This window comes from Enterococcus sp. GC34, from assembly GCF_040886645.1.
GTDB classification, from domain to species: Bacteria; Bacillota; Bacilli; order Lactobacillales; family Enterococcaceae; genus Enterococcus; species Enterococcus faecalis.
Genome location: NZ_JBFOEF010000004.1, coordinates 21803 through 34600, shown reverse-complemented (window position 1 = coordinate 34600; position 12798 = coordinate 21803). Strand labels below are relative to the sequence as shown.

The 12798-nt window shown below is 37.6% G+C and carries 9 protein-coding genes; 5 read left to right on the top strand and 4 right to left on the bottom strand.

Features of this window, described 5'->3' with window-relative positions; genetic code table 11:
• Window positions 1-3 precede the first annotated feature (3 nt).
• Window positions 4-1071, bottom strand: coding sequence for an FAD:protein FMN transferase (locus AB3I72_RS05095; RefSeq protein WP_368023646.1), 1068 nt, complete (start codon window positions 1069-1071; stop codon window positions 4-6).
• Between the two features lie 255 nt (window positions 1072-1326).
• A complete protein-coding gene (gene pplA / locus AB3I72_RS05090) occupies window positions 1327-2256 on the bottom strand; it encodes an extracellular electron transfer flavoprotein PplA (RefSeq protein WP_002367507.1) in 930 nt (309 codons plus the stop codon).
• Window positions 2257-2533: 277 nt separating this feature from the next.
• On the opposite strand from pplA, the gene AB3I72_RS05085 reads away from it, so the two are divergent.
• The 4 genes from AB3I72_RS05085 (at window position 2534) to AB3I72_RS05070 (ending at window position 6720) form a co-directional block, all read left to right on the top strand.
• On the top strand, window positions 2534-4480 hold the full coding sequence (locus tag AB3I72_RS05085; RefSeq protein ID WP_368023645.1) for an FAD-dependent oxidoreductase: 1947 nt from the start codon (window positions 2534-2536) through the stop codon (window positions 4478-4480).
• 224 nt (window positions 4481-4704) lie between these two features.
• The gene (locus tag AB3I72_RS05080; RefSeq protein ID WP_002358956.1) at window positions 4705-5127 is read left to right on the top strand and encodes a NusG domain II-containing protein; all 423 of its coding nucleotides are present in this window, start codon (window positions 4705-4707) and stop codon (window positions 5125-5127) included.
• 11 nt (window positions 5128-5138) lie between these two features.
• Window positions 5139-5696, top strand: coding sequence for a Gx transporter family protein (locus AB3I72_RS05075; protein WP_002354743.1), 558 nt, complete (start codon window positions 5139-5141; stop codon window positions 5694-5696).
• Window positions 5697-5733: 37 nt separating this feature from the next.
• Complete coding sequence (locus AB3I72_RS05070) at window positions 5734-6720, top strand: polyprenyl synthetase family protein (protein WP_016614465.1); 987 nt, start codon at window positions 5734-5736, stop codon at window positions 6718-6720.
• A gap of 700 nt (window positions 6721-7420) precedes the next feature.
• Here the strand turns inward: AB3I72_RS05070 and AB3I72_RS05065 are convergent.
• Entirely contained in the window at window positions 7421-8956 is a 1536-nt protein-coding gene (locus AB3I72_RS05065; RefSeq protein ID WP_010827869.1) for an Ig-like domain-containing protein, read from the bottom strand.
• Between the two features lie 231 nt (window positions 8957-9187).
• Here AB3I72_RS05065 and AB3I72_RS05060 point away from each other — a divergent pair, with 231 nt between their 5' ends.
• Complete coding sequence (locus AB3I72_RS05060) at window positions 9188-9967, top strand: serine protease (RefSeq protein ID WP_176944753.1); 780 nt, start codon at window positions 9188-9190, stop codon at window positions 9965-9967.
• 586 nt (window positions 9968-10553) lie between these two features.
• Here AB3I72_RS05060 and AB3I72_RS05055 read toward each other — a convergent pair.
• Window positions 10554-12602: a hypothetical protein gene (locus AB3I72_RS05055; protein WP_368023702.1), complete on the bottom strand. Its 2049-nt coding sequence runs from the start codon at window positions 12600-12602 to the stop codon at window positions 10554-10556.
• Window positions 12603-12798: the final 196 nt, after the last annotated feature.

Genomic DNA, 12798 nt, shown 5'->3' with positions numbered 1-12798 from the left:
TCCTTATTTCAAATCGGCCCGATTCCCCATCGTATAGCCAGAGTCTTTGCCGATTTCAAAGTTGCCTTCGATATCTTTGCTAATGTAGACTTTGTCGTCTTTTGTGACGAAAATGGCATCGGTTCCTTTCAGACTTTCGACATATTCTAGTCCTTTTTTGACGCCCATTGAGAAGACGGCTGTTGAGAGACCATCACCATCGATGGATTTGTCGGTGATAATGGTGACACCCGCGATGTCGTTATCAAACGGATAGCCAGTTTCACGATCGAAGAGATGATGGTACGTTTTGCCATCGACTTTTAAGTAGCGTTCATAAATTCCTGATGTGACTAAGGTTTTGTTGCTTTCTTTGACTTGACCTAAAACAGTGTTGCGGGCTTTATTCGGATCTTGAATCCCAACTGTCCAGTCCATGTCTTTGCCACGTGGGCTGTGTCCTAAGACGTAAACATTCCCGCCTAAATCGACGATAGCGGTGGTAACGCCGTTGTCTTTCAGAACTTTCACGACTTCGTCGGTGATGAAGCCTTTGGCAATTGCGCCTAAATCCAATTGCATGCCTTTTTCTTCAAGGTAAACGGTTTGCTCTTTGTCGTTGAATTTGACTTTCGTGTAATCGACAAGTTTCAAGGCTTGATCAATTTCGGTTTGGCTTGGTTTGCGGGCATCATCGAAGCCAATGTGCCACATAGAGGTGATTGGGCCAATTGCCATGTCAAAGCCGCCGCGGGAGTCTTTGCTATATTCATAGGCTTTTTTCAACAAAGGATACAGGTCATCTGAGACTTTGACTGGTTTCACGCCTGCTTCTTGGTTGATTTCATCAATTTCTGAACCTGGTTGGTTGACGGTGATTTTATCGCCTAGTTCTTTGACACGGGCAAAAGCTTTCGGTAAGACGTCTTCTTTGCCGTCATCGTAGATGCGAATTTGAACGTAGGTACCAAGCATTGTTTGACGGTCAGAGTATGGTTCTGTATTAATTTTCGCTTCTGGTTTTGAGGAACAAGCAGCTGCCACAAACAGCACTGCTAGAACACTCACCATGAGCAGAAGTTTCTTTTTCATAGGATTCCCTCTTCTTTCCTTCTTTAATTAAAAAATAAGTTCTCTTGCATAGTAGCCTTTTTTGGAAAAAATGAAAAGTCTTTCTCTTGGAAATTCACAAATTTCTGTGAAAAAAATTTGTGAAATGATGGACAGAACTAGCGAAGAAAAAGGGGCGGGAAAGTCAGCTAACCGACTTTTTCCCAACCCCTCAATGGTGCTAAGTAATTGCTGAAAAGCATTTCAGGAACTACTTCACGATTCATTTATTTCTAATTATTTTGTTACGATGTTGTCAACAACGATTTCAGTTGTGTCGCCTTTTTCAGCAGCGTTCACTAATTGTTGTGCGTAGTTGATGAATGAATGTGTGCTGTGTGTTGCACCAGTTACCACTTCAACACCTGCAGGTGAGCCGTCTTCTTCGCCCATTGCTTTAACAAATTCTTTGTTTAATGTTTCGATATATTCTTTTGGTCCAACGCCAGTAACGTCTTTCATTTTGCTTTCGTATTCAGTGTCATCTTTTTTAGATTTGCCGTCAGCGTTCACGTTATCGTAGTTAGATTCAGTCACTTTACCATCTTTCACAGTCATTGAGAATGTTGTGTGGTAGCCGTTTGAGTCATTTTTTTCTTTCAATGAGTACGTACCATCTTTCAATGTTGCCCCATTGTCGATTTCGATTGTGTCTGTGTTACCAGCTTGTGCTGCTTGGATTAATTGTTGTGCGTAGTTTTGGAATGATTCAGATGAATGAGTCGCACCAGTTACTACTTCCACACCGCTTGCGCTTTGTGCTTTAACAAAAGAATCGTTTAATTGTTTGATGTATTCTTTTGGTCCAACACCAGATTTTGCTTTCATACTTTCTTCATACTTAGTGTCTTCTGTTTTAGACTTGCCGTCAGCATTGATGTTGTCATATTTAGATTCAGTGATTTTGCCGTCTTTTACAGTCATTTCAAAGACTGCACGGTAACCATTTTTTTCATTTTTTTCTTCTAATTTATACGTACCATCTTTTAAATCGCCACCGGCAACTTTTTTCGCTGGTGCTGATGATTCAGTTGATTTTTTCGTTTCTGAAGATGCTGCGCTAGAAGAGTTCGTTGTGTTGTCTTTCTTGTCTGCGCCACAGCCTGCTAATACTAAACTAAATAATGCAATTGCCGCAAAACCTTTAACAAATTTATTCACTTTCATTGATAGTCACCTTTTCTTTCATGATTTTCACAAACATTAAAAGTTTGTGATACATTACACATTATAATGGTTTTAAAAACGTTGTCAAGACCATCCCCTAAAAATATTTACATTTCGGTCTTTTTTTCATCAAAAACTCATCGTTGGAGTAAATTTGTTGACAATTAAAATTTATATTAGACAAATTCGTGAAATACTTATATAATGTTAGTCGATTGTGTACTTATTAATCATTATCACTATTTTACTACTTACAATATTAAGGAGCGGATTGTCAATGACAAAGCAAAATATTGTCGTTGTAGGTGCTGGGTATGCTGGCGTTTCAGCTACTAAATTTCTAGCAAAGAAATTTAAAAAAGATACGGACGTAACAATCACATTGATTGATCGCCATTCTTACCACACTATGATGACCGAATTGCATGAAGTAGCAGGCGGACGTGTTGAACCAGAAGCAATTCAATACGACTTACAACGTTTGTTCTCACGCAAGAAAAACGTAAAATTGGTAACAGATACTGTTACTGGGATCGACAAAGAAAACAAAGTTGTGAAAACTTTAGCAGGTTCTTATCCATTTGACCAGTTAATTCTGGGTATGGGTGGCGAACCAAACGACTTTGGAACACCAGGCGTGAAAGAAAATGGTTTCACCTTATGGTCATTTGATGATGCAGTGAAAATTCGTCATCACATTGAAGCAACCGTTGCTAAAGCAGCCATCGAACCAGATGCTGAAGTACGCAAAGCAATGTTAACATTCGTTGTCTGTGGTTCTGGTTTTACTGGGATCGAAATGGTCGGCGAATTAATCGACTGGAAAGATCGTTTAGCGAAAGATGCCAAAATTGATCCAGACGAAATTACATTAATGGTTGTTGAAGCAATGCCAACCATCTTAAACATGTTATCTCGTAACGATGCTGCCAAAGCAGAACGTTATCTAGAAAAGAAAAATGTTCAATTATTATTGAACTCACCAATCGTTGAAGTTGCAACAGATCACATTAAATTAAAAGATGGTTCTGAAGTACCAACGCATACGTTAATCTGGACAGCTGGTGTGAAAGCAACTTCTGATGCCGCTGACTTTGGTTTAGAAGCAGCACGTGGTAGTCGTTTAGTTGCGAATGAATACATGCAAGCAAAAGGTTACGAAGACAAAAACATTTATATCATTGGTGACTTGGTTTATTACGAAGAAACACCAAATACACCAACTCCTCAAATCGTTCAAGCAGCTGAACAAACAGGTCATACTGCAGCTGCCAACATCGTTGCAGATATTAAAGGCGGCGAAAAACACGCCTTTAAAGGAAACTACCAAGGATTCATGGTTTCCATCGGTGCGAAATGGGGCGTTGCCAACTTATTCGATAAAATTCATTTGAGTGGTTTCTTAGCCATCATTATGAAACATATCGTTAACTTGAAATACTTCTTTGATATTCGTTCTGGTTACTACATGTTCCAATACATTATGCACGAAATCTTCCATATTAAAGATGATCGTTCTGTTGCTCGCGGACATACGTCTCGTTACGGCAATGTCTTGTGGAGTGTTCCGCTACGTGTCTTCTATGGTATGGTTTGGTTAGTCGAATCAATGAAGAAAATTGTCGGCAACGGCGATTACTTGAAACCAAGCACTTGGTTTGGTGACGGTTCTTGGTTCACAGATAAAGTCGTTTTCCCATTCCCTTGGTTACAAGAACAAGTAACAACAGGTGCTTCTCAAGCAACTGAAACAGCAACAACTGCTGCAAGTGGTGCGGCGGATGCTGCGGCAAGCGGTGGTGCCGATGCGGCAACACAAGCAGCGCACTTTGGGTTAAGCTACGCTTACGGCGAAACACCAATGCAAGTGTTTGATCACATGCCTAAATGGTTCGAAAGCGTAATGAAATTTATGATGCCAAACCAAGAAGTTGCTTTGTTCATGCAAAAATTCATGACAATCGTTGAAGTATGTATTGCTTTAGCATTGATTGCTGGTTTATTCACTTGGTTATCAAGTGCTGCTACAATTGGTTTAACAATTGCCTTCTGTTTATCTGGCATGTTCTATTGGGTAAATATCTGGTTTATCTTTGTCGCTTTTGCTTTGATGAACGGTTCAGGCCGTGCTGTCGGTTTAGACCGCTGGGTAATTCCATGGATTCAACGCAAACTTGGTAAAGCGTGGTATGGTACCCCGAAAGCTAGATACGGCGGTAAGTAGTAAGTAAGCAATCGATCATCGATTGACAACTACGAGCAAAAGCTGAGACACATGTCTCCAGCTGACTATCATAGGATTTAGTATGTGGGACAGCAGTCAAGCATGACTTTTGTCCCACATATTTTCTTTTATATAATATGGTGGCTCAACTGGAAAAGAATACTTCTTTTCCGTTCATTATGTTATGATAGACAAGAAAAAAACACCAAAGGAGAGAGAAGAAAATGACGATTAAAGAATTCATTAAGAAAAGTCGCTTGAAAACATGGGACGTTATTATTATTGCTGTTTTAGTTCTTGGTTCTTTTCTGCCCCTTGTTGTTTTTGCCATGCAAAACCGTGGTCAAGAAGCGGCTACGTATCAAGCAGTCTTGAAAGTAGACAACAAAGTAATCAAAGTCTTTGACTTAAAAAAAGACGGCCCGCATTATACATATAAATACGAAGCAAAAGACGGTGATTACAACCTGATTGAAGTAGATGGTGATCGTATCCGCGTGAAGGAAGCCAACTGTGCTGACTTAGTGGATGTTCGGCGAGGCTGGATTTCCAAACCTGGTGAAACCCCGATTGCCTGTCTGCCCCACAATTTGTTTATCACCGTGGAAGCTTCTGATGGGAGTGAAGACGGTAGCTTAATTTATTAAGCACGACAACTATGAGCAAATTACACAAGAATATTTATATTGCTATGCTCGTTGCCCAAGGGGTCATTATTGGTTTAATCGAAAATATGATTCCTTACCCTTTCGCATTTGCTCCTGGGGCAAAGCTCGGTCTAGCAAATTTAATTACTATTATTGCGATTTTCACCATGCGTAAGCGTGATAGTTTTTTCCTAGTCTGTTTACGTTTGATTTTAACGACATTACTGGGCGGTACACTTTCGACCTTTTTCTATAGTGCCAGTGGTGCCTTATTAAGTTATTTCGGCATGTTGCTTGTCAAGCAGCTGGGGCCAAAACGGGTCAGCATTATTGGGATTAGTGCCGTTGGTGGTTTCTTACACAACGTTGGTCAGTTGCTAACGACCTCTTTCTTTGCTCATTCGTGGGCGCCGATGCTGTACTTACCATTTTTATCTCTGTTTGGGTTACTCTCAGGGATTGCCATTGGGATTGCCGCTAACTATTTACTACAACATGTCCAGACGTTACGAAAATTCCAACTGAATTATGAACAAACAACGAAACATAAGTGGAGTCAATTTTTCTAATTGAAAACCTGTCCGCCACAATTAAAGGAGTCATCTTATGAATATACATCCTATGTGGAATACCTATCCTACGTTATCAAAAGAATTAACAACTACTCTTCGCTTGATGGAACAAGCGGTTCAAATCGATAATCAAGAGATTCAAGCTGCTGTCCATGACATGATTCATTCTGGCGGCAAATTGCTACGTCCAGCCTACCAACTGTTGTTCTCTTATTTTGGTGAACAGCGGGACCCTAAAAAGGCGACAGCGTTAGCGGCTTCCATTGAATTACTGCATACCGCCACGTTAGTTCACGACGATATTGTCGACGAAGCCGATACGCGTCGTGGCTTGCCAACCCTGCGTTCGCGCTTTGGGAATAGCACAGCCGTGTATACAGGCGATTATCTTTTTGTTTGCTGTTTCAAGCTCTTATCTGATTATTCTTCTTCATTAAAAAGCATTCAATTAAATTCGCGCAGTATGGAAAAAGTCCTAACTGGTGAGCTTGGTCAAATGGACAATCGCTATAATTTCGAGGTAACGATTGACCAATATTTAAAAAACATTTCCGGGAAAACTGCCGAACTGTTTGCGCTAAGTTGTTTTGTCGGTGCCTATGAAAGTGGCACCTCCCAACGTTTTGCCAAACGTTGTGGTGAAATCGGCGAAAACATCGGACTGGCTTTTCAAATTATTGATGATATTTTGGACTATACACAAACTGCCGATGCCATCGGCAAACCCGTCTTAGAAGACGTACGTCAAGGTGTGTATTCTTTGCCCTTGATTTATGCACTTGAAGCCAATCGTGAAGTCTTGTTGCCACTTTTAATGAAAAAAGAAGCCTTGACTGATGAAGAAACACAGGAAATTTATCGTCTTGTCCATGAACTAGGTGGCGTAGAAAAGGCTCAACAATTAGCCACTCATTACACGGAAAAAGCACTGAAAGAAATCAGCAAACTTCCTGAAACAAAGGCTAAGGCGAAAGAACAATTGTATGAAATTACACAAACGATTTTGACAAGAGAAAATTAATTCTCTCTTGTCATCTAATAATAACGAATTTTCTTCTCAGTTTATCTTACACTTACAAACAAGTGATAATCTTAACACTGAACATACTAAGATTAGAGGGTAAATTCATCGACGGATGAATTTACCCTCTATTGCTCTTTTAAGCGTATAGTTGTAAGTGAAGGGAAGATCGAACATGACCTCTTGGACTTCGAGGTCGGGACAGAACTGTTTAGCTCCGAGAACCAAGTTGGTCTTGTCCATCACTTTCAAAGGACAAATTGCGACGAGTAACCGCAGGAGCAATTGTAAGGAATGAACTGCGACGAGTAACCGCAGGAGCACTTTCTTAGTTCTTCTTGATTCTCAACACTTGGAAGGATTAAGATACGCCTAACGCTTGTGTGAGAAAGTCAATTTTGGTTTATTGTTTTCTCCTCCAAAGGCTCGTCACAGTTTTATCCTTGTAAGTTCCGAAGGACCTTCACCAAGTAGGTACGTTAATTTCATTTGTTCTCATGCTTCACAGTGAAACATCGCAACTCTTAGAGCTATAACTCTTTTGAAGGCTGGACTGTGACGAGACGTATGTCGAGAAAGCACCTTAGAATTTATTGAGATTGAAGTAACGCATAATGTTGGTTCTGTTCCCGACGTTGATCAATTTTTAAGCGTGGGACAAAAATCACTTTGGATTTTTGTCCCACGCTCTTTTTTATGTTTATTTATTATATTTTGTTAGGATAATAAACGATAACATAGAAGCAACAATACCCACTATTATAAACATTTTATTTTCTACTTGACCTGTTTGAGGAAGGTGCTCTTTGAACGCTTTTTTAGATTTCGCGTTTTGTTTAGAATCTTTTGCTGTCTTAGTAAGTTTACGATTCATCTGACTATTCTGTTCTCTGTTGGATTCAAATGGGTTGGAGAAGTCACTGGTAATTGTTGCAGATGAATCAGAAATTTCTGTGTCATTTGTTTCTATATTTTTATTGTCTGTGGTCGTCAGTGTAGTCGAATCTCCTGTTAGGCTATCCGTTGATTCTATTGAAATATTTGACTCTTTTTCCAAAGTACTATCCGAAGAAGTAGAAGAGGCATTATGTTCATTCGAATCTAAAGTCGAGTTTGACATGCTTTCAGAGGTTTCTATTACTGAATTATCTGTCACTTCAGGTTGACTTGAAATAGTATCACTCGAAGATACATTATTTTTTGTTTCTTCCGTTTGGGATTCAGAGTTACTAGAAGTTTCTGTAGTTGAATCAGAACTATTTGTAGTTGGGGTAGTACTTCCACCAATTCCAGTATCATTATTTTTTATAGTTAACAATGACTGTACACTTTCTGATTGGCTTTCACCATTTTCATCTCCCCACTTAAGAGTCGCATTGTTCGAAAAAGTACTACCTTTAGTATTTAGAAGTTGAGGGTTAGAAACACTCGTAAACATATCTACTACATACATTGTTTCAGAAGAAGGAATAAGGAGAGTCATCCCATTTTCTACCTCAGAAACTGTGTATTCAACGTCAGGCGTCATAGTTCGAACACGTTTATAAGACGTCTTAACATCATCTATCCAGATTCCTTCAGATACTTTAAGTGTCCCAGGCACATATTTTAATGCAGGATCAGTAATAATATCCTCTAGCTGTATATTGTTCATAAAAAGGCTATTTCTATTTATAATTATTGTCCAACGAATGCCGTTTTCTCCATTCGGCATTTTCTGGACAGTACCTTTTTTACTTATATTTTTTATAGAGTCGACAAGTTCAACTTCAATTGGGATAATCCCATTTTTAGAGTCAAATGTTAATGTATTTTTACCTAAGGACATTTTATTTGGTGTTGGCTTAAATTGGGCATTCAAATAACCTTTGATATCTGTTTTATTTTCCACAGTATCAATAAAAGTTATTATTATTTTCCCATCTTTATTCACGCCTGTCCCATATAGATTACCTTCTTCGTCATAAAAATTAAAATTAGGATCTCCCCAATATTCAATAGATTCAGGATAGTCAATTTCGAAAGTATCCCCAGACTTAATAGATACTCCAGATAAGTCAAAATCAAACTTAAATTTCATGCTATTGGCAGGTGTAAATTTCGGGCCATTTTGTAATGTCACATTGATTATTCCATCGTTATTAGTATAACTTGCCGCCTCCACACTGGTACTATTTATGAATAAAAAAGAAATGGCTAAGAATGTCATTGCAAAAAATATACGAAATTTTTTCATCTCTTCCTCCTTGTTAAGTTATTTAAAACCAATTTAACATTTTATATGAAAGTATTATTCAAATAAAGATATTTGCTTACATCTTTTTTTAATTATGATTGATTAAAATAAAGTGTGCTCACCATTAAATATTTATACCAATTCTCAAGAATCATAAAAATAATATATTTTTATTCATTTTATTAATATATAATAAAACTTCAAATGATATAGAAAGAAGGATTCTACACGATGAAATACAAATTTTTTACTTTACCCATACTATCCTTGATGTGTGTGATTACTTTTTGGGGAGTAACAGCCCAAGCGAATGAAGAAAGTAACGAGCCAAATATTATAAAGATAATTGGGGATGATGACCGATTGAAAGTGGAGGATACGACTAAAACACCTTTTTCTAGTATTGCCTATACACAAATGTATATTGAAAATAATATGGTTTCTAGAGGTACATCTTTCGTGGTTGGAAAAAACACTTTATTAACAGCTGCTCATGTCGCAGAAAACTTCTTGACAGATTACGAAAAGCGCGCACAGTCTTTTGTTGCACCAGGAAGAACTGGTTCAACATATCCTTATGGAAAATTTTTAATTGATTCAGTAATCATTCATCCGCAATACTTTTCAAGTGGTAAAATGGATAAATATGATATCGCCATTATTAAAACGAAACCAAATAACTCTGGCTTAAATATTAGCGACTTCGTACCTACTTTTTCTATCACGGACGCAACAGAAGTTGGAAAAACTGCTTTCATCAGTGGTTATGGTGCAGATAAAGCAAGAGAACAATGGTATCATACAGGAACCATTCTTGATATTGATGATTTAGATATATCTTATAATACAGATGCTGTTGGCGGTAATTCAGGAAGCCCGATTTTTAATAGTAATGGCCAAATTATTGGGGTCCATGTTTCTGGTAAATCAAAGAATGGTACAGGTATTAAAAATATTGGTGCCAGAGTAACAGGAGAAAATTATTTGTTTATAAAAGCTAACATCTATTAAACAAAAATATCAAAATACTTAGCCACTCAGTTATGTTCTCGATATAAGAAAGCTGAAATTTGTATGAAATTACACAAAATGATTTTGACAAGAGAGAATTAAAAAAGCCGCTGGATCCTATCGAGGATTTAGCGGCTAGCTTTTTAGGTGATACCTTGGTATAATAAACACGAAGAGAGCGTACTAGACATACGCTCTCGGGTAGACCGTTTAAGACGGTAGCTTTAATTTATTGGTTAATAAACCCGTCAATCCTGGCTAAAGATTATGACGGGTTTATTTTTTGTTGTTTTTATTACTGATTTTGACAATTAACGTTGCGAAAGCAATCGCAAACATCAATGCTTCAAAGACAGTCACTGCTATTCCTTTCTAGGGAAAAAGCGAACAAGCAAAAACATTGGCAGTCCCCCTTTTTGAGAAATTGCCACCGTCATAAACTTCCTACTTGTGTAGTATAACACATTTGCACTTTATTAGAAGGCGCTCTCTTTAAAAAAGTAGGAGCCTCAGAGAGATCTATAAAAAAGTGTCCAATTATCTATTAATAGATCTTTGGACACTTTTTTCTTATTAAACAAAGGTTTTATTCTGGCGCATCTTCCAGAGACCATCGCAATACTCCACTATACCTTCCGACTGGATCAGAAGGAAAAATCGTCAGCTGAAGTTGTTTGGTCAAATTAGCGGTAGCGTTGCCGCTTCCTTGCAAAATAGGTTGGCTATCTGCATTAATTAGAACACGCTGATTCTTCTCACCATAACTTATTCTTTTGTCGAGTAACTCACCGTTTTCGTTCTTTAACGGTTGTTCTTCTTTTACTTTAATTGTCCACCGACTTTTATCAAGTTTGCTTGTATCTTCAATGCGGATTTCTTTATTTGTAGTAGAAGAAATCATTGTCTCTGTTGCGGGAATTTCATTCACACCAAAATTGATCGTATCAGGTAAAATGAGCTTGGGCCCAGCTTCTTTTTGAAGAGTCCGACTGTCTTTTTCTGACTCTTGATTGTTCTCATCTTTTATATAAAAGAAAACCTCTCGATTCAACCAATGTTCAGGAAAAGTATACGTAACTTTATCAACAACCGATTCTGGCGCATCTACATATTTTTTTAATTCTTTTTCTTCCGTGCCACACTTCGCTATTAGAGTTATATTGGTTGATGGATCATGGGAAAATGAAAAAGTAACTTCTCGCTGATTTGTAAAACGTGAGACCAATAGCGGATTTTCTTCATCCATCAATTTGAATTGTAATAACTTCTTTTCACGATAACGATGAATAATTGTTTGCTCCTCTGGAAGAAACATTCCTTGATCTTGTTGGGTCTTAATTGGTTCATAGCCAGCTATTTTGGGATACTGATTAGACAAGTCAAAAGGCGTGGTTAAAATCCCTTCTTTTGTGACTGGTTCATGAATAGCATTATCTTGTTCATTTAAAAACACAGTCGTTGCTTTCCCCACATAATTCACACTGGATGTAGCAGTCGTTTCCTCTAAATTTTCTCCATCTAAAAGAGTTCTTGCACTAAACGGCAAGTCTAATTTTCCACTTGAAATGAGCGCCGTATCGACTGGATTTTGAGTCCCTTGCCATTTCAAGTAAACTTTATATTGTAATACGGTATCGTAGAGACGACTATCTGACAGATTTTTTGTCATAATTTGGACATTTTCACCATCTGTTTGGCTAGTAAATAAATCCGTTAAATCTTCTCCTTTAAAGTCTGTAACTAAGACTTTGTCAAATTGATATTGCTTTGTTTGATTTACTTGGTTCAGGTTAACGTTTATAGCCATTTGACTAGGTTTTGTCCACTGATCAATATTTGGAATGGTCTGTTGCACATTTAAACAAACAGCCGTCTCTGCATTTTCAAAATAAGTATCCATTGCGTAGGCTGTTGGAAATTCTGGTTTTGCCAAAAAATCCGTAAAGTAAACAATGGATGACGGCGTTGTGTCATTGTTGTGGACTACAAACGTAACAGTAGAAATACTTTTGGTCGTCATTTCAAAACGCTGGCGAGGGTCCCGCCAAGGTACCCCTGCAGTAACGTTTTTTAGATATAACCAATAATCATCGTCTCCGCCATCCCACGTATCGTAAAGAATATGTGTAGGATTTTCCGCATATAAGGCATCAATTATCGTTCCAGGGTTTTTATAGCCAACATATTTGTTTGAATTTAACCCATAGTAATTAAACGCTGTTTTTATCGTTAAGGGCTGACCATCATTATCAACAAAATCATAGGTAACCAGCATTTCGCCTTTAATCGTAATTCCTAAAAAATAGCTTTCAGTAAAACTAATTGATCCTCCATCCAAATTACTTTTATTCCGTTGTAATGTAACTAATAAATTAACTGCTTTTCCTTCATAGAACCCCACATTTTTTACTATTGCTTTACTTTTATTTGTCGTTCGACTAACTGCCATGTAGTTTGAATACACTTCGCCTTCAATTGGTTCGACGGATGTATTTTCGCCGTAATGCATAATAAATGTGTTTGCCGCTGGTGTAATCGATTGATTTGCCCAATGGAAATAGCCCAGTTCTGTTAATGGTCTAGGAGCAGCCTCTACTTTTTCAACTCCTAAAAAGATCCCTCCAACTATCCACAATAAAATCAATAAATAGTTATGTTTTTTCAATTGAGATTACAACCTCCTTACTTTTACTTGTAAAAAATAAAATAAATATTAAATAACAATTGATATTATTTGAAGATCCAAAGACAATTGTAATAGAATTTCTATGCTGTATCTACTCTAAAATATTTCTTAAAAATACCTAAAAAACGAAAGCTTATTTAACAAT

Bases quoted from the DNA above. Each gene is read 5' to 3' on its own strand.
- AB3I72_RS05095 (WP_368023646.1), bottom strand. From the start codon at position 1,071: ATGAAAAAGAAACTTCTGCTCATGGTGAGTGTTCTAGCAGTGCTGTTT.
- pplA (WP_002367507.1), bottom strand. From the start codon at position 2,256: ATGAAAGTGAATAAATTTGTTAAAGGTTTTGCGGCAATTGCATTATTT.
- AB3I72_RS05085 (WP_368023645.1), top strand. From the start codon at position 2,534: ATGACAAAGCAAAATATTGTCGTTGTAGGTGCTGGGTATGCTGGCGTT.
- AB3I72_RS05080 (WP_002358956.1), top strand. From the start codon at position 4,705: ATGACGATTAAAGAATTCATTAAGAAAAGTCGCTTGAAAACATGGGAC.
- AB3I72_RS05075 (WP_002354743.1), top strand. From the start codon at position 5,139: ATGAGCAAATTACACAAGAATATTTATATTGCTATGCTCGTTGCCCAA.
- AB3I72_RS05070 (WP_016614465.1), top strand. From the start codon at position 5,734: ATGAATATACATCCTATGTGGAATACCTATCCTACGTTATCAAAAGAA.
- AB3I72_RS05065 (WP_010827869.1), bottom strand. From the start codon at position 8,956: ATGAAAAAATTTCGTATATTTTTTGCAATGACATTCTTAGCCATTTCT.
- AB3I72_RS05060 (WP_176944753.1), top strand. From the start codon at position 9,188: ATGAAATACAAATTTTTTACTTTACCCATACTATCCTTGATGTGTGTG.